The organism is Streptomyces sp. NPDC059897 (genome assembly GCF_042730865.1).
GTDB lineage: Bacteria > Actinomycetota > Actinomycetes > Streptomycetales > Streptomycetaceae > Streptomyces.
Genome location: NZ_JBHWKQ010000009.1, coordinates 149,672 through 175,140 on the forward strand (window position 1 = coordinate 149,672; position 25,469 = coordinate 175,140).

A 25,469-nucleotide genomic window follows, 5' to 3' on the forward strand; every position below is an offset into this window, starting at 1 on the left:
CCGATCGCATGACCCGCCTCCTGTATGAGGTGCCGCCGGGTGGATGCGCTCTTCCCGTCGCATCGTAACCACGATGGGATTCGCTCGATACCGTAGACAAGCAAAGAGCGGGCCGTGTTCCGGTACACACCGGAGCACGGCCCGCTCTCTGTTCGTGACAGGGCGGCGGTCAGTCCTGTTCGTCGCCGTCCGTCTCCTCCGGGAGACCGTTCTGGAGCACGGGTCCCTCGCCGGGAGCGAGAGAGCCGAGGATGCGCGACAGGTCGTCCATCGAGGCGAACTCGACGACGATCTTGCCCTTCTTCTGACCCAGGTCGACCTTCACCCGCGTCTCGAAGCGGTCCGAGAGCCGCGTGGCCAGATCGCTCAGCGCCGGGGAGACCCGGGCGCCGGCCCGCGGCCCCTTGGCCCGCGCGTTGCTCTTGGGACCCGACCCCATGAGGGTCACGATCTCCTCGACGGCCCGCACCGAGAGGCCCTCGGCGACGATGCGGTGGGCCAGCCGGTCCTGCTCCTCGGAGTCCTCGACGGAGAGCAGCGCACGCGCATGCCCTGCCGACAGCACACCCGCCGCCACCCGGCGCTGGACGGCCGGCGAAAGCTTCAGCAGCCGCAGCGTGTTGGACACCTGCGGGCGGGACCGGCCGATCCTGTCGGCCAGCTGATCGTGCGTGCAGTTGAAGTCCTTGAGCAACTGGTCGTAGGCGGCAGCCTCTTCCAGCGGGTTCAGCTGTGCACGGTGCAGGTTCTCCAGGAGCGCGTCGAGAAGGAGCTTCTCGTCGTCCGTGGCACGCACGATGGCCGGGATGCGCTCCAGACCTGCCTCTCGGCAGGCCCTCCAGCGCCGCTCGCCCATGATGAGCTCGTAGTTGCCCGCCCCCACCTGTCGTACGACGACAGGCTGCAGCAGGCCGACTTCCTTGATGGACGTGATGAGCTCGGCGAGAGCGTCCTCGTCGAACACCTCACGCGGCTGGCGCGGGTTGGGCGTGATGGCGTCGATCGGCAGCTCGGCGAAATGCGCTCCCGCAGGACGCTCAAAGTCCTCTGCCGCCGCGGCCGCCGACTCCTCGGTTTCCCGTGAAACAGGCGGCTGTGACAGCGCGGCCACCTTGGCGGCCGCCACTCCACGCTCGGTCGTCAGCACCGGCACCGAGGCGGGAGACGTCGAGGCCCCTCCCGCCTGAGTGGCCGGGCCCGTCTTCTCTGGTGTGGGGGCAGCCGGGATCAGCGCGCCGAGTCCTCGGCCAAGTCCCCTCCGTCGATCGCTCACTGCATCCCCTCCGACGTACTCTGCTGGTCAAGTTGAGCGCCCGTGTGGGCATTCGGGGCCTCGTAGTGAATCCCGACTCCGCGCAGCGCCATCTCTCGTGCCGCTTCGAGGTAGGAGAGTGCCCCGCTCGACCCTGGATCGTAGGTCAACACGGTCTGCCCATAACTCGGGGCCTCCGAAATACGCACCGAGCGCGGAATGCTCGTCCGAAGGACCTCGCCGGCGAAGTGGTTGCGGACTTCGTCCGCGACCTGGGACGCCAGCCGGGTCCGTCCGTCGTACATCGTGAGCAGGATCGTGGAGACGTGCAGGGCGGGGTTGAGGTGCCCACGCACGAGATCCACATTCCGCAGGAGCTGGCCGAGGCCCTCCAGCGCGTAGTACTCGCACTGGATCGGGATCAGTACTTCCGCCCCGGCGACCATGGCGTTGATCGTCAGAAGGCCGAGCGACGGCGGACAATCGATGAGGATGTAGTCCAGCGGCTGCTCGTACGCCTGGATGGCGCGCTGCAGTCGGCTCTCCCGCGCGACCAGAGAGACCAGCTCGATCTCCGCACCGGCGAGATCGATGGTGGCCGGGGCGCAGAAGAGGCCTTCCACGTCGGGGACGGGCTGGACGACTTCGGAGAGCGGCTTGCTGTCGACCAACACGTCGTACACGGAGGGCACTTCCGAGTGGTGGTCGACACCCAGAGCCGTCGAGGCGTTGCCCTGAGGGTCCAGGTCCACCACCAGGACACGTGCGCCGTGCAGCGCAAGTGAGGCGGCGAGGTTGACCGTTGTCGTGGTCTTACCGACCCCGCCCTTCTGGTTGGCCACCACCATGACGCGGGTCTGCTCAGGTCGCGGCAGGCCCTCGCCCGCGCGACCGAGAGCTTCTACTGCCAGTTGGGCAGCACGACCGATGGGTGTGTCGTCCATCGGGGGCGGCGTTTCACGTGAAACATCCTCCCCCACCGACTCGGTACGGGGACCGGGGACCGGATCGGTCATCGGTCCCGCGATGTTGGCGTCGGACCGCAAGGATTCACTCTCCTCGACTTCAGGCTCGCAATGAACAGAGCCTCCCATGCCTTCGGGGTCGAGAACCAGCGAGGCCCGTGCTTCTGTGGACGAATCCCCCTCTGTGGACAACTCCATGTCCGTATCGAGGGACCCGAGGGGTTTTCGGTCGCGGGGAGCGGCCGCCGCGCGGCCACGACTGATGATGCCCTGCAGCAGTGAGCGACGTTTCACGTGAAACACGATGCACCGCAGCCCGATGCGCTCCCGTGCGACACCCCGAGATGGGTACGTTAGACAGCTTTTGTGGAGTACTGCCGACCGTCAGCGACGGCGCCGTGCGCGTCCCGTACGGGCAGCCTTGGCGCGCTTCGCCGCGAAACGCACACCGCCGGGGCTCTCCCCGACCTCTACGCGCACGACGGTCGACAGGGGGTCCACGACACCCTCGCCGACATGCAGCACGGATGTCTCCACCGCACCGAGCTTGCTCAGGGCAGTGGCCGCGCTCTTGAGTTCTTCCTCAGCCGTGTCGCCCTTGAGCGCCAGCATCTCCCCGTACGGCCGGAGCAACGGGACGCCCCACGCGGCCAGCCTGTCCAGCGGGGCCACGGCACGAGCGGTGACCACATGCACGGGCGTCAGCTTGCCGAGGACCTCCTCGGCCCGCCCGCGCACCACGGTCACATGGTCGAGCCCGAGCAGCTCGACGACCTCCGTCAGGAAGGTCGTACGACGGAGCAACGGCTCAAGGAGAGTGATCTTGAGGTCAGGACGGACCAGCGCGAGCGGAATGCCCGGCAGGCCCGCACCCGAACCCACGTCGCACACGGTGACGCCTTCGGGGACCACCTCGGAGAGCACGGCACAGTTCAGGATGTGCCGCTCCCACAGGCGCGGCACCTCGCGAGGGCCGATGAGGCCGCGCTGCACTCCCGCGTCAGCGAGAAGCTCCGCGTACCGGACCGCGTCCGGGAAGCGCTCCCCGAATACCGCCCGGGCCTGCTCCGGGGCCGGGGGGAGTTCTGCTGCCTCCGTCACGGGAACCGTCCTTCCGTACCGCTCTACCGCAGTAAGTGGCTGACTAACAGGCTGACAAAGATCGGCCCCGCCTGCGAAACAGACGGGGCCGGAAGGCGACGTGTGCTGCCGCTCAGGCAGGAAGCACGACGACGAAGCGCTGCGGCTCCTCGCCCTCGGACTCACTGCGCAGGCCGGCCGCCTTGATGGCGTCGTGCACGACCTTGCGCTCGAAGGGCGTCATCGGGTTCATCTTGACCGGCTCACCGGTGTTCTTCACCTCGGCCGCGGCCTTGGCGCCCTGCTCGCTGAGCTCGGCGCGCTTCTTCGCGCGGTAGTCGGCGATGTCCAGCATCAGACGGCTGCGGTCCCCGGTCTCCCGGTGCACCGCGAGGCGGGTCAGCTCCTGGAGCGCCTCGAGGACCTCCCCGTCGCGGCCGACCAGCTTCTGAAGATCGCGGCTGCTCACATCGCTGACGATGGACACGGCGGCCCGGTCGGCCTCCACGTCCATGTCGATGTCGCCGTCGAGGTCGGCGATGTCCAGCAGACCCTCGAGGTAGTCCGCGGCGATCTCACCCTCCTGCTCGAGGCGGGTCAGGGTGTCGCCACCCTCAGCAGCGGCGGTGGTGCCTTCCGTCACGGGATGGGCTCCTTCTTGCGTCAAGGCTTGCGCCAACGTCTTACGTCGAGGTCTTACTTCTTGGACGGGGACTTCGGCCGCTGCGGGCCGCCCTTGCGCTGCCCGGACTTGGCCTTGCTGCGCTGCTGCGAGCCGCCCGCGGGCTTGGCCCCACCGGACTGCTTGGTCTTGGACCCCGGCTTCGCGTCCTGCGGCTCGTCCTGCTTCTCCAGCGAGGTCTTCTCCGAGGAGGGGGAGTCGTCCTTGCCCTGAGCCGTCGAGCCACCGGACTGGCGCTGCGACTTGGACTGGCGCTTGGGCTGCTGGCGCTTCGGGGTGCCCTTCGGCATCCCGTCCTCGTCCAGCTCCTCCGCGGCGGCGCCCTTGGCGACAGTGCCGTCGGCCTGCGCGGCGAGACCGGCCTTGCTCAGCCCGTTGATGAACTTGCGCTCGTACTCGTTACGGTCGCGGCCCTTGGCAACGATCGCCTTGACGATGTTCCGCTCGCGCTTGTTCCGGGTGGCGCTGTGGTCGACGACGTGCTTCTGCAGAGCCTCGAGCATCTTCGCCTGGGCCTTGGAGCCCGGCGTGGGGTTCCGGCTGATCACGTACATCTGCTGGCCCATGGTCCACACGTTGGTGGTCAGCCAGTAGACGAGGACACCGACGGGGAAGTTGATGCCCATGAAGAGGAAGATCAGCGGGAAGACGTACATCAGCATCTTCTGCTGCTGCATGAACGGCGTCTTCACCGTCAGGTCGACGTTCTTCGTCATCAGCTGGCGCTGCGTGTAGAACTGCGACGCCGACATCAGAACGATCATGACGGCGGTGACCACGCGGACATCCGTCAGCGAGGCGCCCATCGCCTGGACCTCGGCGGCGCTGTCGGTGAACTTGGCGGCCAGCGGGGCACCGAAGATGTGCGCCTTCTGGGCACTGTCCAGCAGCGACTGGTTGATGACGCCGATCGTGTTGCCCTCGGCGATGGACGCGAGGACGTGGTACAGCGCGAAGAAGAACGGCGACTGCACGAGAATCGGAAGGCACGAGGAGAGCGGGTTGGTACCCGTCTCCTTGTACAGCTTCATCATCTCTTCGGACTGACGCTGCTTGTCGTTCTTGTAGCGCTCCTGGATCGCCTTCATCTGAGGCTGGAGCAGCTGCATGTTCCGGGTCGACTTGATCTGCTTCACGAAGAGCGGGATCAGGCAGATCCGGATCAGGACCACCAGGGACACGATCGACAGGCCCCAGGCCCAGCCGGTATCAGGGCCGAAGATCGCCCCGTAGACCGTGTGGAACTGGACGATGACCCACGACACCGGGGTCGTGAGGAACGCGAAAACGCCTGATACAGCGTTGACGATATCGGAAATCATGTCCCTGATCAGGCTCCTTGGGCGTTGGGCGAAGTCGCTCCGGACTTATTGTCCTGTGCAGAGGGGCTGTCGCCCTCAACGGCGGGGGCCGTTTTTTTGTCCCCTCGCCATGCCTCGCGCAGCATCTCGTGCCAGCGCGGACGCTTGCGTGGCGGAACATAGTCGACCCCGCCCAGCGACCACGGATTGCACCGAAGGATCCGCCAGGCGGTGAGTGCTGTTCCCTTGACTGCCCCGTGCCGGTCGATGGCGGTGAAGCCATAGTGGGAGCACGACGGGTAGTACTTGCACACCGGACCCAGCAGTGGACTGATGGTCCACTGGTAGATCTTGATCAAGGCCAGCAGTGGGTACTTCATCGCGCGCCCCCTCCCAGCAGCCGCTGGAGGGCGGCATCCAGGTCTCGGGCCAGCTGTGCGTGGGTCGCGTCACCCGCTCCGGGCAACGCGCGTACGACTACCAGGCTACCTGGGGGCAACGAAGCCACCCGGTCGCGCATGAGGTGCCGAAGCCTGCGCTTCACCGCGTTCCGTACGACGGCGCCACCCACGGCCTTGCTCACGACGAAACCCGCACGCGGCGGGGAGAGAGTCTCCCTGGGCGCGTGCGGGTCCGTTGAACCGCTACGTAGGTGAACGACGAGAAGCGGGCGTCCGGCCCGACGTCCCCGGCGTACCGCGGTCGCGAAGTCTTCGCGCCGCCTCAGCCGATACTCGGTAGGCAGCACGTCATGACCTGATTACGAGATCAGGCGGACAGGCTGGCGCGACCCTTGCCACGACGGTTGGCGAGAATCGCACGACCGGCGCGGGTCCGCATGCGAAGGCGGAAGCCGTGGGTCTTGGCACGACGACGGTTGTTCGGCTGGAAGGTGCGCTTGCTCACTCGGGGGCTCCTGAAAAACGTGTGGTGGCGGGACATCGCCTGGCTGTCACCGTGCGCCCACGAGTAGCTCGCGAATACGCCCGAGTGCACCGCTACACGGCCCGCAAGAACTGTGGATCGTGACCTTGCCCATCGGAGGCAGGCGGCAGCAGCCATCGACAACTCGACCTGGTTACGGTACGCGCGGCTACGCCATCCGGTCAAACCGACGTCATGCGGGGGACACTGTCCACAGGCTGGGGACAACAACTTGAACCGCAGCGGTCGCGCTGACTACCGTGGCTGAACTCCGATTCGTTCCCTTCTCACCGCCCCACCCGATTTTCTTCCCGATCCGTCCCCGGAATCACACGTTCGTGGGACCAGCGAGAGAGCGTGCCCTGTGGCTGACGTACCTGCCGATCTTGCCGCAGTGTGGCCACGAGTTCTGGAGCAACTCCTCGGGGAAGGCCGCGGGCAGGGCGTCGAGACGAAGGACGAGCACTGGATCCGGCGCTGTCAGCCGTTGGCCCTCGTCGCCGACACCGCGCTGCTCGCCGTGCCGAACGAATTCGCCAAGGGCGTACTCGAGGGCCGGCTGGCCCCCGTCGTCAGCGAGACCCTCAGCCGCGAGTGCGGCCGCCCCATCCGGATCGCGATCACCGTCGACGACTCCGTGGGCGAGCCCCCCACCCCTGCGCCCACCCCCACACCCGCTCCGAGCCCCACGCCCCCGCCGGCGTACGAGGGCTACGAGCGCCGCGGCGCCGACGAGCACGTCCAGGGCCCGCGGGCCGAGCAGCCCCCGGCCCCCCGCCCCGACCAGCTCCCGACCGCCCGGCCCGCCTACCCGGACTACCAGCGCCCCGAGCCGGGCGCCTGGCCGCGTCCGCAGCAGGACGAGTACAACTGGCAGCAGCCCCGGCTCGGCTTCCCGGAGCGGGACCCGTACGCGGCGCCCACACAGCAGCCGCAGCACGACTACCGGCAGCAGGAACGGCCGCCCTACGACCAGCAGCAGGCGTACGAGCAGGAGCGCGGCCGCTACGACCAGCAGCAGGACCGCTCCCCGTACGAGCAGAAGGGGGACGGGCGCCCCTCCTACGAGGACCGCCCCTCTTATGAGGACCGTTCCTCCTACGAAGACCGCTCTTCTTACGAAGAGCGACCCTATGAAGACCGTTCCTACGAGGACCGCTCTTCTTATGAAGAGCGGTCGTCCTATGAGGAGCGCGGTTCCTACGAACCTCCGCGTGAGCGGCCGCAGCGCCGTGAGCCCGGCAAGCCCGCGATGGGCGGCCGCCCGCCCCAGGACGGCGGGCACGGCCCCGGCGGGCACGGCAACCGTGGCGTGCCCAGTGGAGCGCCGGGCCCGCTGGCGGCCCAGCCCGCGCCGGCGACCGGCCCCGGCGAGCCGACGGCGCGCCTGAACCCCAAGTACCTCTTCGACACGTTCGTCATCGGCGCGTCGAACCGCTTCGCGCACGCGGCCGCGGTCGCCGTCGCCGAAGCACCCGCCAAGGCGTACAACCCCCTGTTCATCTATGGGGAGTCGGGCCTCGGCAAGACGCACCTGCTGCACGCCATCGGGCACTACGCGCGCAGCCTGTATCCCGGCACGCGCGTGCGGTACGTGAGCTCCGAGGAGTTCACCAACGAGTTCATCAACTCGATCCGCGACGGCAAGGGCGACTCCTTTCGCAAGCGGTACCGAGAGATGGACATCCTGCTCGTCGACGACATCCAGTTCCTCGCGGACAAGGAGTCGACGCAGGAGGAGTTCTTCCACACCTTCAATACGCTCCACAACGCGAACAAGCAGATCGTGCTGTCCAGCGACCGGCCGCCCAAGCAGCTGGTGACCCTGGAGGACCGGCTGCGCAACCGCTTCGAGTGGGGCCTGATCACGGACGTCCAGCCGCCGGAGCTGGAGACCCGCATCGCCATCCTTCGTAAGAAGGCGGTGCAGGAGCAGCTCAACGCGCCTCCGGAAGTACTCGAGTTCATCGCGTCCCGCATCTCGCGCAACATCCGTGAGCTGGAAGGGGCGTTGATCCGCGTCACGGCGTTCGCGTCGCTCAATCGACAGCCTGTGGACCTGGGCCTCACGGAGATCGTCCTCAAGGATCTGATCCCCGGCGGCGAGGACGCGGCTCCCGAGATCACGGCCTCGGCCATCATGGCGGCGACCGCGGACTACTTCGGTCTCACCGTGGAGGACCTCTGCGGGTCCTCGCGCAGCCGCGTCCTGGTGACGGCCCGGCAGATCGCCATGTACCTGTGCCGTGAGCTGACCGACCTCTCGCTGCCGAAGATCGGCGCCCAGTTCGGCGGCCGTGACCACACGACCGTGATGCACGCGGACCGCAAGATCCGCGCGCTGATGGCCGAGCGGCGCTCCATCTACAACCAGGTCACCGAGCTCACCAACCGCATCAAGAACGGCTGACAGCGGCCCGGTTACGACCCGCAGGGCGCTTCGGGAACGACTCCCCGGAGCGCCCTTTTCGCGTCTGTGGGCACGCTCGACGCCGTCCCGGTCGCCGGCCCGAGGACACCTCTCGCTCAACCGGTGTTCGATTCCCGGCCGCGTTACGGGTGTTCTCCACAGATCGGCCAGGTTTTTGCGATCCACACCCTGGGGACTGGGAAGTTGTCCAGATGGCATCCACAGGGTCCCGGGGTGACAGGGCATCAGCCCAGGTCAGGCGCCTGTGGATTCGTGGAAAAGCTGTCTCCACAGCCTGTGGAGAGATTTTTTCTCCACAGGCTGTGCATGATGTTGTCCACCGGCAACCCACAGGCTCCGGCTCGTTGTGCACAGCGATCAAGAGCTTCTCCACACGGCTGTCCACTGTTCGGCAACGCAACGCGCGATCTCACCTCCGCGAGTGAAAGGCGTCACACCAAGGTGGTCGGTTGGGCTGGGGAGAACCTGGGTAAAGCTGGGGACGGCGCTGGGGAGAAGTCGCCCGAGGCTGTGCATCGAGTGTGCAGAACTTTCCGCCATCCACAGCGAAGGCCGGTTGTCCACCGCCTCGGCCCACAGGCCCGGTGGACAAAAAACCGCCTCTGACCTGCGCTTTAGAGGTTATCCACGCTTTCCACAGCCCCTACTACTACGTCCAACTAGTAAGAGCTGGGAATTCGTTTCGAAGCCTGGGCTGTGCACAACTCGCTCTCGGCACCTCGGCCTCGGTTCGGCGTGACTTGACCGAGGCAGGCAACGACTGTCAGTGCGGTGCGTCAGACTGTTCCCCGGTGTTCTCCCCATCGGTGGGCCGAGAGACACCACGTCTGCCGATGCAGACGGCAGACCGAAGACCAAGCAGGGCGAGAGCAGCCAGCAACAGCAGGAGGCGGCTTACGGTGAAGATCCGGGTGGAACGCGACGTACTCGCGGAGGCAGTGGCCTGGGCGGCGCGCAGCCTCCCGGCACGACCGCCTGCGCCCGTCCTCGCGGGCCTTCTGCTGAAGGCCGAGGAGGGCGCACTCAGCCTGTCGAGCTTCGACTACGAGGTTTCGGCACGCGTATCGGTGGACGCGGAGATCGACGAGGAAGGCACGGTGCTCGTCTCCGGTCGCCTGCTCGCCGACATCTGCCGCGCTCTGCCCAACCGTCCGGTGGAGATCTCCACAGACGGTGTACGAGCGACCGTTGTCTGCGGCTCCTCGCGATTCACACTCCACACGCTTCCTGTGGAGGAGTACCCGGCGCTGCCGCAGATGCCGACCGCCACGGGCACCGTCCCGGGTGAGGTCTTCGCGGCCGCCGCGTCCCAGGTGGCCATCGCGGCCGGCCGTGACGACACGCTGCCCGTCCTCACCGGTGTGCGCATCGAGATCGAGGGCGACACGGTGACGCTGGCGTCCACCGACCGCTACCGCTTCGCGGTCCGCGAGTTCCTGTGGAAGCCGGAGGACCCGGAGGCCTCCGCGGTCGCCCTGGTGCCCGCCAAGACGCTCCTGGACACCGCCAAGGCGCTCACGAGCGGTGACACGGTCACGCTGGCGCTCGCCGGCTCCGGTGCGGGCGAGGGCCTCATCGGCTTCGAGGGCGCGGGCCGCCGCACCACGACCCGTCTCCTCGAGGGCGACCTGCCGAAGTACCGCACGCTGTTCCCGACGGAGTTCAACTCCGTGGCCGTCATCGAGACCGCCCCCTTCGTGGAGGCCGTCAAGCGTGTGGCCCTCGTCGCCGAGCGCAACACTCCGGTGCGGCTCAGCTTCGAGCAGGGTGTGCTCATCCTGGAGGCCGGCTCCAGCGACGACGCACAGGCTGTGGAAAGGGTGGACGCCAATCTGGAGGGCGACGACATCTCGATCGCCTTCAACCCGACGTTCCTGCTCGACGGCCTGAGCGCGATCGACTCCCCGGTCGCCCAGCTGTCGTTCACGACATCCACCAAGCCCGCGCTGCTCTCCGGCAAGCCGGCCCTGGACGCCGAGGCGGACGACGCGTACAAGTACCTGATCATGCCGGTGCGGCTCTCCGGCTGAGGAGCTTGAGGGGCGGGCCGCCCGGGTTCGCCCGAGCGGCTATGCCCACAGGTGTGCGGGAGCGTCCGGGTTTAGGCTCGGACGCAGGTACGAGACGCCACGCGCGCGTGGTTCCGTACCGCCCCGCACCACCTCACGCCTCGTCGCAACGTAAGGAACCACAGATGGAGCTCGGTCTCGTCGGCCTCGGCAAGATGGGCGGCAACATGCGCGAGCGCATCCGCCGCGCCGGCCACACCGTCTTCGGCTACGACCGCAATCCGGACCTCGCGGACGTCCACAGCCTCGCGGAGCTTGTGGGCAAGCTCAAGGGCCCGCGTGTGGTGTGGGTGATGGTTCCGGCCGGTGCCGCGACCCAGTCCACGATCGACGAGCTCGGGGAGCTGCTGTCCGAGGGCGACATCGTGGTCGATGGTGGCAATTCGCGTTGGACGGATGACGAGAAGCACGCGGAGGAGCTGGCGGCCAAGGGCATCGGCTTCGTCGACGCGGGCGTCTCGGGTGGCGTGTGGGGCCTGGAGAACGGCTACGCGCTGATGGTCGGCGGTTCCGAGGAGAACGTCGCGAAGGTCAAGCCGGTCTTCGACGCGCTCAAGCCGGAGGGCGACTTCGGCTACGTGCACGCGGGCAAGGTCGGTGCCGGGCACTTCTCGAAGATGGTCCACAACGGCATCGAGTACGCCATGATGCAGGCCTACGCCGAGGGGTGGGAGCTGCTGGAGAAGGTCGACTCCGTGGACAACGTCCGTGAGGTCTTCCGGTCCTGGCAGGAGGGCACGGTCATCCGTTCCTGGCTGCTCGACCTGGCCGTCAACGCGCTGGACGAGGACACCCACCTCGACAAGCTGCGCGGTTACGCCGCGGACTCGGGTGAGGGCCGTTGGACGGTGGAGGCCGCGATCGACAACTCGGTGCCGCTGCCGGCGATCACCGCGTCGCTGTTCGCCCGCTTCTCCTCCCGCCAGGAGGACTCGCCGCAGATGAAGATGATCGCGGCGCTGCGCAACCAGTTCGGCGGCCACGCCGTCGAGAAGAAGTAATCCACACCTGTAGAAAACCGCTGTTCAGAACTCTGGGGGAGGTCGGCCCACGACCATGCACGTCACGCATCTGTCGCTGGCCGACTTCCGCTCGTACGCCCGGGCCGAGGTCGCACTCGACCCGGGCGTCACCGCGTTCGTGGGCCCCAACGGACAGGGCAAGACGAACATCGTCGAGGCCGTCGGTTACCTCGCCACGCTCGGCAGCCACCGCGTCTCCTCCGACGCCCCGCTGGTGCGCATGGGCGCCGAGCGCGCCGTGATCCGGGCGCAGGTGCGCCAGGGCGAGCGCCAGCAGCTCGTCGAGCTGGAGCTGAACCCGGGCAAGGCGAACCGCGCGAGGATCAACAGGTCCTCGCAGGTCAAGCCGCGTGACGTGCTGGGGATCGTCCGCACGGTGCTGTTCGCGCCCGAGGACCTGGCCCTGGTGAAGGGCGACCCCGGCGAGCGCCGGCGCTTCCTCGACGAGCTGGTCACCGCGCGCTCGCCCCGGATGGCGGGCGTGCGCTCCGATTACGACCGGGTCCTGAAGCAGCGCAACACGCTCCTGAAGTCCGCGGCGCTCGCGCGGCGGCACGGCGGGCGCACCATGGACCTGTCCACGCTCGACGTATGGGACCAGCACATCGCGCGCGCGGGCGCGGAGCTGCTCGCGCAGCGGCTCGACCTGGTCGCGACGCTGCAGCCGCTGGCCGACAAGGCGTACGAGCAGCTGGCGCCGGGCGGCGGGCCGATCGCCCTGGAGTACAAGCCCTCGTCCCCCGAAATCGTCGGGCACGCGCGCGAGGAGCTCTACGAGCAGCTCCTCGCCGCTTTCGAAGGGGCGCGCAAGCAGGAGATCGAGCGGGGCGTCACGCTGGTCGGCCCGCACCGCGACGAACTGGTCCTCAAGCTCGGCCAGCTGCCCGCCAAGGGCTACGCGAGCCACGGCGAGTCCTGGTCGTACGCGCTGGCGCTGCGCCTGGCCTCGTACGACCTGCTGCGGGCCGAGGGGAACGAGCCGGTGCTCGTGCTCGACGACGTCTTCGCCGAGCTGGACGCGCGCCGCAGGGAGCGCCTGGCGGAGCTCGTGGCGCCCGGTGAGCAGGTTCTGGTCACGGCGGCCGTCGACGACGACGTGCCGGGGGTACTCGCGGGCACCCGCTACGCGGTGTCGGACGGAACGGTGGAGCGGCTGTGAGCGCCGGTGAATCCCCCGAAGGTGCGACAGGCCCGCGGGAACCAAAAGGCGATCCCGAGCCTTCTGGTGTCGACCTGGCGCGCGTCGCCCTCCGGGCGGCGAAAGAGGCGGCACGCGCGCGTGGTGACTCCGCGCAGCAGAAGAAGCAGGCGCGGCGCGGCGGCGGACTGCGGTCCGGGGCGCGCTCCGACGGGCGGGACCCGATGGGGCTCGGCCCCGCCATCAACCGGCTGATCACCGAGCGCGGCTGGGAGACGCCGGCCGCGGTCGGCGGTGTCATGGGGCGCTGGCCGCAGATCGTCGGCGAGGACCTCGCCAAGCACTGTGTTCCGCAGACGTACGACGAGGACGAGCGGGTCCTGGTGGTGCAGTGCGATTCGACGGCGTGGGCGACGCAGGTGCGGATGCTGGCTCCGCAGCTGGTCAGGCGGTTGAACGAGGATCTCGGGCACGGCGCGGTGCGCCGCATCGACATCAAGAATCCCGGTGGTGGCCCCCGCCGCTACGGCCCCTTGCGAGCCCCCGGAAGCACGGGTCCCGGCGACACCTACGGGTGACCGATCGGCCGCCGTAGCTGGTGGTTCACACCTCGAAGCGCTGAGTGCCGCTGTGAGCCTCTTGGAGCCCCGCTCCGCATAGGGGGAGTCGGACGATCCCGGTTGAGGGCGGCACATGAGGACTCAGGCACCGCCAAACCCCCATCTATGTCCGAGCTACCGGTACACTGGGAGACAATCCCGCCCCACTTGTGGGACGCACCGAGCAACGCTGATCAGGGCTTACCGAACAAACACGCCGCAGCCGCTCCGGCCACCAACCGGGAGCTTGGCTTGTGCTGTGCCAGAAAGGGCGCTTCGTGGCCGATTCCGGCAACCCCAACGAGAACATCCCGTCCACCGACGCCGAAGAGCACGTCGAGGCCACAGAGGCCTCGTACGACGCCAGTGCGATCACCGTCCTCGAAGGGCTGGACGCGGTCCGCAAGCGACCCGGCATGTACATCGGCTCGACCGGTGAGCGTGGCCTTCACCACATGGTGCAGGAGGTCGTGGACAACTCCGTCGACGAGGCCCTGGCAGGTCACGCGGACACGATCGACGTCACGATCCTGCCCGACGGCGGCGTCCGCGTCGTCGACAACGGCCGTGGCATCCCCGTCGGCATCATCCCCTCCGAGGGGAAGCCGGCGGTCGAGGTCGTGCTCACCGTCCTGCACGCGGGCGGCAAGTTCGGAGGCGGCGGCTACGCCGTCTCCGGCGGTCTGCACGGCGTGGGCGTCTCCGTCGTCAACGCGCTGTCCACGAAGGTCTCGGTCGAGATCAAGACCGAGGGCCACCGCTGGACGCAGGAGTACAAGGCCGGCGTCCCGACGGCCCCGCTCGCCAAGCACGAGGCCACGGACGAGACCGGCACCTCGGTCACCTTCTGGGCCGACGGCGACATCTTCGAGACCACCGAGTACTCCTTCGAGACGCTGTCGCGGCGCTTCCAGGAGATGGCCTTCCTCAACAAGGGCCTGCGGATCAACCTCACGGACGAGCGCGACATCGCGAAGGCCACGGCCGGCGCGGACACGAACGAGGCGGGCGACGACACCGCCTTCGAGCCGCGTTCGGTGTCGTACCACTACGAAGGCGGCATCGTCGACTTCGTGAAGTACCTGAACTCCCGCAAGGGAGAGGTCGTTCACCCCTCCGTGATCGACATCGAGGCCGAGGACAAGGAGAAGCTCCTTTCCATCGAGGTCGCGATGCAGTGGAACACCAGCTACAGCGAGGGCGTGTACTCCTTCGCGAACGTGATCCACACGCACGAGGGCGGTACGCACGAAGAGGGCTTCCGCGCCGCGATGACCGGTCTCATCAACCGGTACGCGCGCGACAAGAAGCTGCTGCGCGAGAAGGACGACAACCTCACGGGCGACGACATCCGCGAGGGTCTGACGGCGATCATCTCGATCAAGCTGAGCGAGCCGCAGTTCGAGGGCCAGACGAAGACCAAGCTGGGCAACACCGAGGCGAAGACGTTCGTCCAGAAGGTCGTCTACGAGCACCTCCAGGACTGGCTCGACCGCAACCCCGTCGAGGCCACGGACATCATCCGCAAGGCCATCCAGGCGGCCACCGCGCGCGTGGCGGCCCGCAAGGCCCGCGACCTGACCCGCCGCAAGGGCCTCCTGGAGACCGCGTCCCTGCCGGGCAAGCTCTCCGACTGCCAGTCGAACGACCCCACCAAGTGCGAGATCTTCATCGTCGAGGGTGACTCCGCCGGTGGCTCGGCGAAGTCCGGCCGTGACCCGATGTACCAGGCCATCCTGCCGATCCGAGGCAAGATCCTGAACGTCGAGAAGGCGCGCATCGACAAGATCCTGCACAACCAGGAGATCCAGGCGCTGATCTCGGCCTTCGGCACCGGAGTCCACGAGGACTTCGACATCGAGAAGCTCCGCTATCACAAGATCATCCTGATGGCGGACGCCGACGTCGACGGCCAGCACATCAACACCCTGCTGCTGACCTTCCTGTTCCGCTTCATGCGGCCGCTCGTCGAAGCCGGCCACGTGTTCCTCTCGCGCCCGCCGCTCTACAAGATCAAGTGGGGCCGTGACGACTTCGAGTACGCGTACTCGGACCGCGAGCGCGACGCCCTCATCGAGATGGGCAGGCAGGCAGGCAAGCGCATCAAGGACGACTCGGTCCAGCGCTTCAAGGGTCTCGGTGAGATGAACGCCGAGGAACTGCGCGTCACGACCATGGACCAGGAGCACCGTGTGCTCGGCCAGGTCACGCTCGACGACGCCGCCCAGGCCGACGACCTGTTCTCGGTCCTCATGGGCGAGGACGTCGAGGCCCGGCGCTCGTTCATCCAGCGAAACGCCAAGGACGTCCGCTTCCTCGACATCTGAGTCGGTCTCAGCTGACCGCACAGAAAGGATCTTGACCAGCAATGGCCGACGAGAACACCCCCACGCCGCCGCCCGAGGAGAACGAGGACGGCAGCGCCATCGCGATGCGGATCGAGCCCGTCGGGCTCGAGACGGAGATGCAGCGCTCCTACCTGGACTACGCGATGTCCGTCATCGTGTCCCGCGCGCTGCCCGACGTACGCGACGGCCTCAAGCCCGTACACCGCCGCGTCCTGTACGCCATGTACGACGGCGGCTACCGGCCCGAGAAGGGCTTCTACAAGTGCGCCCGCGTCGTCGGCGACGTCATGGGCAACTACCACCCGCACGGCGACTCCTCGATCTACGACGCCCTGGTGCGCCTCGCCCAGCCGTGGTCGATGCGCATGCCGCTGGTGGACTCCAACGGAAACTTCGGCTCCCCGGGCAACGACCCCGCGGCCGCCATGCGGTACACCGAGTGCAAGATGGCACCGCTGTCCATGGAGATGGTCCGTGACATCGACGAGGAGACCGTCGACTTCACGGACAACTACGACGGCCGCTCCCAGGAGCCGACCGTCCTGCCGGCCCGCTTCCCGAACCTGCTGGTCAACGGCTCGGCGGGCATCGCGGTCGGCATGGCCACCAACATCCCGCCGCACAACCTGCGCGAGGTCGCGTCCGGCGCCCAGTGGTACCTGGAGAACCCGGAGGCCTCGCACGAGGAGCTCCTGGACGCCCTCATCGAGCGCATCAAGGGCCCCGACTTCCCGAGCGGCGCCCTCGTCGTGGGCCGCAAGGGCATCGAGGAGGCGTACCGCACCGGCCGTGGCTCCATCACGATGCGCGCGGTCGTCGCCGTCGAGGAGATCCAGAACCGCCAGTGCCTGGTCGTCACCGAGCTGCCCTACCAGGTCAACCCGGACAACCTCGCCCAGAAGATCGCCGACCTCGTGAAGGACGGCAAGGTCGGCGGCATCGCGGACGTCCGCGACGAGACCTCGTCCCGCACGGGCCAGCGCCTGGTCATCGTCCTGAAGCGCGACGCCGTCGCCAAGGTCGTACTGAACAACCTGTACAAGCACACGGACCTGCAGACGAACTTCGGCGCCAACATGCTGGCGCTCGTCGACGGCGTCCCGCGCACCCTCTCGCTCGACGCGTTCATCCGCCACTGGGTGACGCACCAGATCGAGGTCATCGTCCGCCGGACGAAGTTCCGGCTGCGCAAGGCCGAGGAGCGCGCCCACATCCTGCGCGGCCTCCTGAAGGCCCTGGACGCCATCGACGAGGTCATCGCGCTCATCCGGCGCAGTGAGACCGTCGACGTCGCGCGCGGGGGCCTCATGGAGCTCCTCACGATCGACGAGATCCAGGCCAACGCCATCCTCGAGATGCAGCTGCGCCGACTGGCCGCCCTGGAGCGCCAGAAGATCGTCCAGGAGCACGACGAGCTCCAGCAGAAGATCAACGAGTACAACGCGATCCTGGCCTCGCCGCAGCGCCAGCGCGAGATCGTCAGCTCGGAGCTGCAGCAGATCGTCGACAAGTTCGGCGACGACCGCCGCACCAAGCTGGTGCCCTTCGAAGGCGACATGTCCATCGAGGACCTGATCGCCGAAGAGGACATCGTCGTCACCATCACGCGCGGCGGCTACGTCAAGCGCACCAAGACCGACGACTACCGCTCCCAGAAGCGCGGCGGCAAGGGCGTGCGCGGCACGAAGCTCAAGGAAGACGACATCGTCGACCACTTCTTCGTGTCGACGACCCACCACTGGCTGCTCTTCTTCACCAACAAGGGACGCGTCTACCGCGCGAAGGCGTACGAACTCCCGGACGCCGGGCGGGACGCACGCGGTCAGCACGTCGCGAACCTGCTGGCCTTCCAGCCGGACGAGTCGATCGCCGAGATCCTCGCGATCCGCGACTACGAAGCGGTGCCCTACCTGGTGCTCGCCACGAAGGCGGGGCTCGTCAAGAAGACGCCTCTGAAGGACTACGACTCGCCGCGCTCCGGTGGCGTCATCGCCATCAACCTCCGCGAGAAGGCGGACGGTTCGGACGACGAGCTGATCGGCGCCGAGCTGGTCTCCGCCGAGGACGACCTGCTGCTCATCAGTAAGAAGGCGCAGTCCATCCGGTTCACCGCCACGGACGACGCACTGCGTCCCATGGGCCGAGCCACGTCCGGCGTCAAGGGCATGAGCTTCCGCGAGGACGACGAGCTGCTCTCGATGAATGTCGTGCGTGCCGGTACGTTCGTCTTCACCGCCACCGACGGTGGGTACGCGAAGCGGACCAACGTCGACGAGTACCGCGTCCAGGGTCGCGGTGGCCTCGGTATCAAGGCCGCCAGGATCGTGGAGGACCGCGGCGAGCTCGTCGGAGCCCTGGTGACCGAGGAGACCGACGAGATCCTCGCCATCACGCTGTCCGGCGGTGTGATTCGTACGCGAGTCAACGAGGTCAGGGAGACGGGCCGTGACACCATGGGCGTCCAACTGATCAACCTGGGCAAGCGCGATGCCGTCGTGGGCATCGCTCGTAACGCCGAGGCCGGCCGTGAGGCGGAGGAAGTCGACGGCGACGTCCCGCAGGACGAGGACGGCGTCGACATCGACGATTCCACCGCGGGTGAGACGGCCGTCGGAACGGACGAGGGCGGACAGTCCTCGGCCGAGTAGCGCGAGGAGTGAGTCATCGTGAGCGGAGCCACGGGCGCAGGCTCTACCGGGACATCCACCGGTACGGAAACCGAGAGCGGCCGTGGCTCCGCTCACGACGTCGATGACGTCAAAGGCTCAACCGACTCGACCGACTCGAACGAGTCTCATGGATCCCAGGGGGGAACTGTGACGGACACCCGAGGTCCGCAGACCCAGCAGTACGCGGCCGGCGAGAGCGGCGCCCTGCCGGGCGAGAGGCCGCAGCAGCCGGCCCAGCCGTATCACCCGCCGCAGGCGTACCAGAACTCACCGGACGGGACCCGCAGGCCGCGCACCGGGGCGCGCACCACCCCGCGTACGCGCAAGGCCCGTCTGCGGGTCGCGAAGGCGGACCCGTGGTCGGTGATGAAGGTCAGTTTCCTGCTGTCCATCGCGCTCGGCATCTGCACGATCATCGCGGCCGCCGTGCTGTGGATGGTCATGGACGCCATGGGCGTCTTCTCCACGGTCGGCGGCACGATCTCCGAGGCCACGGGCTCGAACGAGTCCAACGGCTTCGACCTGCAGTCGTTCCTGTCGCTGCCGCGCGTCCTGATGTTCACGACGGTCATCGCCGTCATCGACGTCGTCCTGGCCACGGCCCTGGCGACGCTCGGCGCGTTCATCTACAACCTCTCCGCGGGCTTCGTCGGCGGCGTCGAGCTCACGCTCGCCGAGGACGAGTGACCGTTCCCCCGGCTTTCTGAGGCCTGCAAGACCCGCTGGTGGGCGGGCCAGGACTATCGATTTTGGGACTGGCCCCCCAGTGCGCTAATCTTCAGGAGTCAGCGCGCGGGACACACACCGCAGAGCGCGGCGGGGCTATAGCTCAGTTGGTTAGAGCGCATCCCTGATAAGGATGAGGCCACAGGTTCAAATCCTGTTAGCCCCACATCATGAGGACCCTCAAGCGGAAACGCTTGGGGGTCTTCTGCTGTTCGCGTGTTAGCGGTGCAGGGCCGCGGGCGGACATGCCGATGGGCCCTCGCAGCCGTAGGGGATGGCTGGGGCCTCGTTCGACAGTCCTGCTCTTCTGTTGTGCGGTACTGCCGTGTTGCCGTGTTGCTGTGCTGCCGTCTCCGGGCGTGGTTGTGCGCCCGGCTGTTCCGTCTTTGGTGCGGGTCCGTCTGTGCTGCGTGCTGCTGATCTGTCTGTGGTGCTGTTCCGTCTGTGCCGCTGCTTTTTCTACGTCTACTGCTTGAGCGGCTACGTCTGCTGCGTGGTGCGGGCTACAGCTGCGTGGTGAGGGTCTCGGCCGCCAGGTGGCTGTCGGCGTTGCGCTGCTCGGTGTCGGCCGGCGGGCGGTGGCGGACGCTCGGGGAGGAGCCGTGGGCCTCGGCGCGGATCCGCTGCTTCATCGTCGGTGGCAGGGACCGCTTGAGCGACCAGTACGGGCGGGCCGCCGCGGGGGCGGGAGCGCTGACCGCCGCGGGCTGGGTCTTCTCCGTCTGCTGAGCCGGAGTGGCCGCGGTGGCCGGGGAGGTGAGTCCGAGCGCCGAGAACAGCGCGATGACTGCGGAGATGATGACGGTCCACAGCGTCATGACCTTCTGCTTGGTCATGGCCCCTCGCTTTCAGGTTGGGCGATTTGATTACTTTCCTCATGATGTGGATGGGGGCCCGGGAGTGGGGGACCGACGCTCGCGGGGCGTCGATATTCAGATGAACACCACTCGGATGGGCGCAACGGGCCGTTTCTACTGCTGTCCTCAGGGGCCGAGTTGAGGTGGATCCAGGTCACCGATCGGTATCGATCGGTGTGTATAGTCGGGCGCCAGAAGTCCCCTACGTCAAAGGAAAGACGAGGTCGCGCGGTGAAGAAGCTTCTCCTGGTCGCACTGGCCGCCATCGGCGGGCTCCTCGTGTACCGCCAGATCCAGGCGGATCGCGCCGAGCAGGATCTGTGGACGGAGGCGACTGACTCCGTGCCCACGGGTTCGTGAGTATCGACAACAGTCACTTCATAGGGCCCCGGTCGCAGCAGCGGCCGGGGCCTTGTGCTGTCCGGGGCGTCTTCACCTGTGCGATCGCGTGGCAGGAATCCGTCGCACGCCGGACACCGCGTGGAGTGGAACGGCAGGATGGCCGTCCATGGGGAGACTCCTGAGGCGGCTGAGGAACGTGCGGCGCGGCCGGGCTCCGGCGAGGGGCGCTGCCGGGGCGGGGCTGTGCGCGGCCCTGGTGCTGGCGCTGCCGGGAGCGGCGTCGGCGGCCGGGAACGGCAATCCGTACGAGTTCGCCGAGGGCGCCCAGAGCGTCGACGGCGCGCGCAGTGGTGCGACGGCGGCGCAGCTCAAGGCGGGCACGACCTACCGGAGTTCACTCCCGGCGGGGGACGGTGCCATCGCCTACTACCGCGTCGAACTGGACGGGGCCGCCACCGCCTACGCCTCCGCCGTGGCCGTGCCGCCGCTGGGCTCGGGGATGAAGGCGACGGCCGCGGACGGCATCGCGGTGTCGCTGAGGGACCACCAGGGGAATCAGTGCGATGCCGAGCGGGCGACGTTCCGCTCCGGCTCCTATCCGCGGCCGGTCGCGGCAGCGGTCGAGCGGCCCGTACGCCCCGGAGAGCTGCGGTGCCAGTCGGCGGGGACGTACTACGTGGTCGTGGAACGGACGGCCGCGGCCGGGTCGAGCGAACGGGACTGGGGACTCGAACTGCGGGTGGCCACCGAGCCGGGCCTGGTGTCCGCCGCCCCGAGCGCGGGGGCACGGTCCTGGCCGTCGGAACCAGGGGCGCTGCCGTCGGGCTCGGGGGCGCGGCGCAGCGGAGGCACCGGGTTCAACGACGCGAGGGCGCTGACGTCCGGCACCTGGAAGGACCGGATCGGGCCGGGGCAGAGCCACTTCTACCGGGTGCCGGTGGACTGGGGGCAACAGCTCGCCCTCGGAGCCGAGTTGGACGGGCCGACCGGTGGCGGCGCCCGGGGGACGGTCCCGGGGGCGCTCGACATGGAGCTGTACAACCCCGCGCGGGCGCCGGTGGCGGCGAAGGGCGCCACGTACTCGGATGGCACGGCGGAGGCCGCGTTCGAGCCGCTGCCGCCCGTCGCGTACGGGAACCGGCTGCTGTCGCGCGGGGACGAGGCGGCGACCGGGCTCGCCGGCTGGTACTGGCTCAAGGTCACGCTCAACCCGGCGATGGCGGGGAAGGCCGGCACCGGGGGCCTCGGGATGACGTTGCGGGTGGCCGTCGACGGGGAGGCGAAGCAGGCGCCCGACTATGTGCGGGACCCGGGGGAGTTCCAGGTGACGTCCGAGGACCTGGCGGCCGCCGAGCGGGGGGAGGGCGGTGCGGAATGGGACTCCGGCACCGGGGCGGGGTCCCGCTCCGGTGCCGGGTCCGACTCGGGTTCGGGTGCGGATTCCGGGGGCGGGTCCGGGTCCGGTGCCGCGGGTGGGCGGGGCGATGCCTCCGAAGGTGCGGTCGCTTCGTCCGCGGCGTCGGGGGACGGCCTGATGACGGTGGTGGGGGTGTCCGGGGTCGGGACCGGGAGCGCGCTGGTGCTGTGGCTGGGGGTGTGGCGGATGGTCGCCGTGCGGAAGGTGCGGAAGCTGCAGCGGGCGCAGGGGTGAGCGGGGCGCGCCCCCGGCGCGGCTGAAGCGGTCAAGGGCAGTCAGGGGCGGGTCAGGGGCGGGTCAGGGGCGGGTCAGGGGCGGGTCAGCGCCCAGATGCCCACCGCGAAACAGGCCAGAGCCACGAGCAGCACAGGAATCGTCACCCTCGCGGGTGGTCCCGGCCGGACCTGGGGAACTTCTCCGTCGCCGGATGCGTACAGAGAGTGACGGACCTGGGGAGGGTCGAGCGGGGAGGGGGCAGACGGGTGCGGAGCGAGAAGCGGTTGTTCGGGGGCCGGTTCCGGGGCGTGTACCGGTACGGGCGCAGGTACGGGGCCCGGGGCGGGCGTGGGCGTCGGTTCCGGGGGGAGCGGTGGTGGCGTGGGCGCGGCCGGCGGCGGGGCGAGGCCGGTCGGTGGCGCTGGGGGCATCTCGGGCACGGGAGGTACGTGGGGCGCGGGTGGAGCCGGAGGGGCCGAGTGCGTGGAGGAAGCGATGCCCCCCGGGAACGCCAAGGAATCACCGGGCGCCGCCTCCTCGCGGGACGCCGCGAGCTCGGCGAAGGCCATGGGCTCCGGTGGCGCCGAAGGCCGTGGTGGGAGCGGGGTGTTGGCGGGTGGTGGCGGAACATGCGGCATGGCTGGGCCTGCCCCGGACTCGGCACCGCCCGTACCGGACCCGGCGCCGCTCCCGGTTCCGGCCCCAGCACCCCCGCTCACCGGCCGGGCCCGGCGGCCGCGTACCGCCGGGCCGCCGGGGCCGAAGCCCGGGGGAAGCGGGCCGAGTTGGTCGAAGACCTCGATCAGCTCGTCGTCGGGCCCCGGCTCCGGGAGGAGCTCGGCGGCGGCGAGGAGAGCCTTGCGGGCACCCGTCGCGGTACGGAACCGCGTATCGGGGTCCGGCTGCAACAGCCCGGCGAGCACGCCCCACAGCGGCCCCGGCACGCCCTGCGGCGCCCGCGGGGTGCCGTGCTCCTCGAAGTGTTCGATCAGCGCCTTGGAATCGGGCCTGGCGCCCTCCAGGAGGTGGAGCGCGACGAGCCCCGTGGCGAACAGATCCGCGGGAAAATCGGGTTCCGCGCCCATCTCCTGCTCCGGCGCGAAGTACCCCGGCGTACCCACCACATAGTCCGCCTCCGTCAGGCGCGGCTCGCCCTTGCGCATCGCGATGCCGAAATCGGACACGCGCACATGCGGCAGCCCGGTACCCGTGGCCTCCAGCAGCAGGTTGGCAGGCTTGATGTCGCGGTGCACCACCCCCTCGGCGTGCACCGCGGTGAGCCCCGCGAGCAGCTGATCGAGGAGAACGCAGACGAACTGGGGCGGCAGCGGCCCGTAGTCCGCGACGAGATGGACGAGCGAGCCCCCGGCCACCAGATCCATGGTGAAAAGGACCTTGTCGTCGTCCGCGGCCCAACTGGCCGGGGCCAGGACATGCGGATGATCGATGCGCAGCGCCTGCTCCCGCACGAAGCGCAGCAGCGTGTGGGCATCGGACTGCTGCAGGACCTTCGCCGCCACATAGCGGCGGCGCCGGTGGTCCCAGGCGCGCCAGACCGCGCCCACTCCCCCGCGGCCGATCGGATCGGCCAGTTCGTACCGGCCGGCGAAGACCTCACCCATGGTCGTGCGTCGCTCCCCTCCCGGAGCCGGACACAGTGCCGCGCCAGACCGGGGTCAGCTCTGGTGCGACTGGTAATGGGCGACCGCGTCGGAGGTGCGCCCCGCGCCGTACACCCGGAGAAACTCTGCCAGTTCGGGGTGGCTGGGGGCGAGCGAGTCCGCCGCCTCGATGATGTCGCTCGCGGCCGAGACGGAGCGCAGCAGCGACTGGATCTCGCGCACCACACGCTTCACCGTCGGCGCACCCGAACTGTTCGGCGCCTGCCCCGTGTTGCTGAGCACCGAACCACCCTGCGACTTCTTGATCTCTTCCATCCGCTCGGTGGCCTCGGCCGCGCTGACGCTGCCGTCGGCGACCTGACCCGCCAGCGACTGCAGCAGCTGCACACGCTGCACCACAGCAGGGTTACCGATCTTCGCGCGCTGACCGCTCATCAGCTGCGACAGCATGGGGGCCGAAAGCCCGAGCACCCCCGCGAGGCGGGCCTGGTTGAGCCCGAGATCCTCGATCAGCCGACGGAAGAGCGCCCCCAGCGGCTCCCCGTACCAGTTCCGCTGGAGCTCCCTGGCTCTTGCGGTGGCTTCCTGTTGTGCGGCGTCCATTGCGTCTCCCCATCGCTTCCCCAAGTACGGTCCTTCGCTGCCGCGAAGCACGTGGGGCATCTTACGGAGAGTGGTCGCCCGCCGGGACCCCCAATCTTTTTGCAGGATTCAGGGGGTGACCCGGTACTCTGGTCTGCGGTGCCGAACCGGAGCGTGAAACTTCCGGTGGAACGCACCGTTTCCGGGGCCTTAGCTCAGTTGGTAGAGCGCTGTCTTTGCATGGCAGATGTCAGGGGTTCGACTCCCCTAGGCTCCACAGCAGAAAGCCCCTCTGACCAGGTTCTCCCTGGTCAGAGGGGCTTTCGCCGTATCCGACCTCAGCGCTCGTCCTCCACGGACGTGTCCGCCTCGGCCTGCTTCGCCTGCACCTCGGGATCGAGAATGTCTCGGCCACTGCCGTCCACAGAAGTCAGCGGAGCACTGTCGGGAACCTCGGTGGCCGCCGGCGGCTCCACCAGCCAGTCCGGGTTGGCCTGCTTGTCCCACCACTTCCACGCGGCGAACGCGCCGCCCGCGAGGATGCCGAGCACGACAAGACGCTTGGCGACACGACCCGAGCGGGCCCGCCGCTCGTGCTTGCGCACCAGCTTGCGGATCTCCTTCGGCGAGACATCGCCACGCAGCCCCGAATAGGCGGCGCTGCCGCGCGCCGCGGCCTCCTTGCGCACAGGCTCGGAAGCGGCCACCGCCTGCTCGATGCGCGGTTTCGAGTACGCCGCCGCCTGCCGGGCAGCCTCACGGGTACGGGACGCCGCGTCATGCGCGGCCTGGTCGAGCTTCGGCGGGACATGCGTCCGCGCCTGCTCGAGGCGCGGAGCGAGATGCGCGTCGTACTGGACACGCGCCTGGTGCGCGGCCTGCGAAACCTTGGGACCGAGCGCGACGCGCGCCTCCTGCGCGTACGTCGTGGCACGGTCCCTCGCCGACTCGGCGTAGGGCGCCACCACTTCCGCGGCGTGCAGGACGCTGTCCTTCGCCGAGCCGGTCGCGGCACGCACGCTGTCGATGCGGGTCACGGGATCCTCCTCCTCGGTGGCGTACAGGTTTTTCACCTTTCCACCCTTTCGCGGATCATGCCTGCCGGGAGCGTCAATGCGGTGGTAAGGCTTGGTACGGCTAGATAAAGGGACTTGGCGACGACAATGCCACGGATCGTGGCGGGGCGCGCCTCTTCGACTGCGAGTAGACCGGTTTTCGGCTGCTGAA

At 68.6% G+C, this 25,469-nt stretch carries 22 protein-coding genes and 2 tRNA genes; 12 read left to right on the forward strand and 12 right to left on the reverse strand.

Features of this window, described 5'->3' with window-relative positions; genetic code table 11:
* Positions 1 to 169: 169 nt before the first annotated feature.
* The 8 genes from ACFV9W_RS13110 to rpmH all read right to left on the reverse strand — a co-directional run bounded on the left by ACFV9W_RS13110 (position 170) and on the right by rpmH (position 6,186).
* The gene (locus ACFV9W_RS13110; RefSeq protein WP_385759052.1) at positions 170 to 1,273 is read right to left on the reverse strand and encodes a ParB/RepB/Spo0J family partition protein; all 1,104 of its coding nucleotides are present in this window, start codon (positions 1,271 to 1,273) and stop codon (positions 170 to 172) included.
* On the reverse strand, positions 1,270 to 2,346 hold the full coding sequence (locus ACFV9W_RS13115) for an AAA family ATPase (RefSeq protein WP_385759287.1): 1,077 nt from the start codon (positions 2,344 to 2,346) through the stop codon (positions 1,270 to 1,272). The genes ACFV9W_RS13110 and ACFV9W_RS13115 overlap by 4 nt, the downstream gene beginning before the upstream one ends.
* A gap of 255 nt (positions 2,347 to 2,601) precedes the next feature.
* Positions 2,602 to 3,318: a 16S rRNA (guanine(527)-N(7))-methyltransferase RsmG gene (gene rsmG, locus ACFV9W_RS13120; RefSeq protein ID WP_385759055.1), complete on the reverse strand. Its 717-nt coding sequence runs from the start codon at positions 3,316 to 3,318 to the stop codon at positions 2,602 to 2,604.
* Positions 3,319 to 3,430: 112 nt separating this feature from the next.
* A complete protein-coding gene (locus ACFV9W_RS13125) occupies positions 3,431 to 3,940 on the reverse strand; it encodes a protein jag (RefSeq protein ID WP_385759058.1) in 510 nt (169 codons plus the stop codon).
* 53 nt (positions 3,941 to 3,993) lie between these two features.
* On the reverse strand, positions 3,994 to 5,301 hold the full coding sequence (gene yidC / locus ACFV9W_RS13130; RefSeq protein ID WP_385759062.1) for a membrane protein insertase YidC: 1,308 nt from the start codon (positions 5,299 to 5,301) through the stop codon (positions 3,994 to 3,996).
* Positions 5,302 to 5,309: 8 nt separating this feature from the next.
* Complete coding sequence (gene yidD / locus ACFV9W_RS13135) at positions 5,310 to 5,660, reverse strand: membrane protein insertion efficiency factor YidD (RefSeq protein WP_266711973.1); 351 nt, start codon at positions 5,658 to 5,660, stop codon at positions 5,310 to 5,312.
* Complete coding sequence (rnpA, locus tag ACFV9W_RS13140) at positions 5,657 to 6,028, reverse strand: ribonuclease P protein component (RefSeq protein ID WP_385759066.1); 372 nt, start codon at positions 6,026 to 6,028, stop codon at positions 5,657 to 5,659. The genes yidD and rnpA overlap by 4 nt, the downstream gene beginning before the upstream one ends.
* Before the next feature lie 20 nt (positions 6,029 to 6,048).
* A complete protein-coding gene (rpmH, locus tag ACFV9W_RS13145; protein ID WP_006381191.1) occupies positions 6,049 to 6,186 on the reverse strand; it encodes a 50S ribosomal protein L34 in 138 nt (45 codons plus the stop codon).
* A gap of 382 nt (positions 6,187 to 6,568) precedes the next feature.
* On the opposite strand from rpmH, the gene dnaA reads away from it, so the two are divergent.
* The 9 genes from dnaA to ACFV9W_RS13190 all read left to right on the forward strand — a co-directional run bounded on the left by dnaA (position 6,569) and on the right by ACFV9W_RS13190 (position 19,372).
* The gene (gene dnaA, locus ACFV9W_RS13150; protein WP_385759069.1) at positions 6,569 to 8,614 is read left to right on the forward strand and encodes a chromosomal replication initiator protein DnaA; all 2,046 of its coding nucleotides are present in this window, start codon (positions 6,569 to 6,571) and stop codon (positions 8,612 to 8,614) included.
* Between the two features lie 920 nt (positions 8,615 to 9,534).
* Positions 9,535 to 10,665 carry a DNA polymerase III subunit beta gene (gene dnaN, locus ACFV9W_RS13155; protein ID WP_385759072.1) on the forward strand — a complete coding sequence of 377 codons (1,131 nt, stop codon included), beginning with the start codon at positions 9,535 to 9,537 and terminating at the stop codon, positions 10,663 to 10,665.
* A gap of 164 nt (positions 10,666 to 10,829) precedes the next feature.
* Positions 10,830 to 11,705: a phosphogluconate dehydrogenase (NAD(+)-dependent, decarboxylating) gene (gnd, locus tag ACFV9W_RS13160; protein ID WP_385759075.1), complete on the forward strand. Its 876-nt coding sequence runs from the start codon at positions 10,830 to 10,832 to the stop codon at positions 11,703 to 11,705.
* A gap of 55 nt (positions 11,706 to 11,760) precedes the next feature.
* Positions 11,761 to 12,885 carry a DNA replication/repair protein RecF gene (recF, locus tag ACFV9W_RS13165; RefSeq protein WP_385759078.1) on the forward strand — a complete coding sequence of 375 codons (1,125 nt, stop codon included), beginning with the start codon at positions 11,761 to 11,763 and terminating at the stop codon, positions 12,883 to 12,885.
* Entirely contained in the window at positions 12,882 to 13,442 is a 561-nt protein-coding gene (locus ACFV9W_RS13170; RefSeq protein ID WP_385759081.1) for a DUF721 domain-containing protein, read from the forward strand. The genes recF and ACFV9W_RS13170 overlap by 4 nt, the downstream gene beginning before the upstream one ends.
* Before the next feature lie 299 nt (positions 13,443 to 13,741).
* A complete protein-coding gene (gyrB, locus tag ACFV9W_RS13175; protein ID WP_385759084.1) occupies positions 13,742 to 15,790 on the forward strand; it encodes a DNA topoisomerase (ATP-hydrolyzing) subunit B in 2,049 nt (682 codons plus the stop codon).
* Positions 15,791 to 15,831: 41 nt separating this feature from the next.
* Entirely contained in the window at positions 15,832 to 18,459 is a 2,628-nt protein-coding gene (gyrA, locus tag ACFV9W_RS13180) for a DNA gyrase subunit A (protein WP_385759086.1), read from the forward strand.
* An 18-nt stretch (positions 18,460 to 18,477) separates the two neighbouring features.
* Complete coding sequence (locus tag ACFV9W_RS13185; protein WP_385759089.1) at positions 18,478 to 19,167, forward strand: DUF3566 domain-containing protein; 690 nt, start codon at positions 18,478 to 18,480, stop codon at positions 19,165 to 19,167.
* Between the two features lie 131 nt (positions 19,168 to 19,298).
* A tRNA-Ile gene (locus ACFV9W_RS13190) sits at positions 19,299 to 19,372 on the forward strand.
* A 337-nt stretch (positions 19,373 to 19,709) separates the two neighbouring features.
* On the opposite strand, the gene ACFV9W_RS13195 is transcribed toward ACFV9W_RS13190, so the two are convergent.
* Positions 19,710 to 20,042, reverse strand: a complete 333-nt coding sequence (locus ACFV9W_RS13195) for a DUF6344 domain-containing protein (RefSeq protein WP_385759092.1) — start codon at positions 20,040 to 20,042, stop codon at positions 19,710 to 19,712.
* Between the two features lie 252 nt (positions 20,043 to 20,294).
* On the opposite strand from ACFV9W_RS13195, the gene ACFV9W_RS13200 reads away from it, so the two are divergent.
* Positions 20,295 to 20,423: a DLW-39 family protein gene (locus tag ACFV9W_RS13200; RefSeq protein WP_003999697.1), complete on the forward strand. Its 129-nt coding sequence runs from the start codon at positions 20,295 to 20,297 to the stop codon at positions 20,421 to 20,423.
* Between the two features lie 148 nt (positions 20,424 to 20,571).
* Complete coding sequence (locus ACFV9W_RS13205; protein WP_385759095.1) at positions 20,572 to 22,056, forward strand: hypothetical protein; 1,485 nt, start codon at positions 20,572 to 20,574, stop codon at positions 22,054 to 22,056.
* Between the two features lie 74 nt (positions 22,057 to 22,130).
* On the opposite strand, the gene ACFV9W_RS13210 is transcribed toward ACFV9W_RS13205, so the two are convergent.
* Both ACFV9W_RS13210 and ACFV9W_RS13215 read right to left on the reverse strand, forming a co-directional pair.
* Positions 22,131 to 23,660 (reverse strand): protein kinase, encoded by a 1,530-nt coding sequence (locus tag ACFV9W_RS13210; RefSeq protein ID WP_385759098.1) that lies wholly within the window; start codon positions 23,658 to 23,660, stop codon positions 22,131 to 22,133.
* A 54-nt stretch (positions 23,661 to 23,714) separates the two neighbouring features.
* Complete coding sequence (locus ACFV9W_RS13215; RefSeq protein ID WP_385759101.1) at positions 23,715 to 24,263, reverse strand: helix-turn-helix domain-containing protein; 549 nt, start codon at positions 24,261 to 24,263, stop codon at positions 23,715 to 23,717.
* Positions 24,264 to 24,446: 183 nt separating this feature from the next.
* Between ACFV9W_RS13215 and ACFV9W_RS13220 the strand changes: the two genes are divergently transcribed.
* Positions 24,447 to 24,519 (forward strand) — tRNA-Ala (locus ACFV9W_RS13220).
* Between the two features lie 61 nt (positions 24,520 to 24,580).
* On the opposite strand, the gene ACFV9W_RS13225 is transcribed toward ACFV9W_RS13220, so the two are convergent.
* Complete coding sequence (locus ACFV9W_RS13225) at positions 24,581 to 25,279, reverse strand: DUF5324 family protein (protein ID WP_385759290.1); 699 nt, start codon at positions 25,277 to 25,279, stop codon at positions 24,581 to 24,583.
* Positions 25,280 to 25,469 lie beyond the last annotated feature (190 nt).

Bases quoted from the DNA above. Each gene is read 5' to 3' on its own strand.
- ACFV9W_RS13115 (WP_385759287.1), bottom strand. From the start codon at position 2,346: ATGGGAGGCTCTGTTCATTGCGAGCCTGAAGTCGAGGAGAGTGAATCC.
- yidC (WP_385759062.1), bottom strand. From the start codon at position 5,301: ATGATTTCCGATATCGTCAACGCTGTATCAGGCGTTTTCGCGTTCCTC.
- yidD (WP_266711973.1), bottom strand. From the start codon at position 5,660: ATGAAGTACCCACTGCTGGCCTTGATCAAGATCTACCAGTGGACCATC.
- gnd (WP_385759075.1), top strand. From the start codon at position 10,830: ATGGAGCTCGGTCTCGTCGGCCTCGGCAAGATGGGCGGCAACATGCGC.
- recF (WP_385759078.1), top strand. From the start codon at position 11,761: ATGCACGTCACGCATCTGTCGCTGGCCGACTTCCGCTCGTACGCCCGG.
- gyrA (WP_385759086.1), top strand. From the start codon at position 15,832: ATGGCCGACGAGAACACCCCCACGCCGCCGCCCGAGGAGAACGAGGAC.
- ACFV9W_RS13195 (WP_385759092.1), bottom strand. From the start codon at position 20,042: ATGACCAAGCAGAAGGTCATGACGCTGTGGACCGTCATCATCTCCGCA.
- ACFV9W_RS13205 (WP_385759095.1), top strand. From the start codon at position 20,572: ATGGGGAGACTCCTGAGGCGGCTGAGGAACGTGCGGCGCGGCCGGGCT.
- ACFV9W_RS13210 (WP_385759098.1), bottom strand. From the start codon at position 23,660: ATGGGTGAGGTCTTCGCCGGCCGGTACGAACTGGCCGATCCGATCGGC.
- ACFV9W_RS13215 (WP_385759101.1), bottom strand. From the start codon at position 24,263: ATGGACGCCGCACAACAGGAAGCCACCGCAAGAGCCAGGGAGCTCCAG.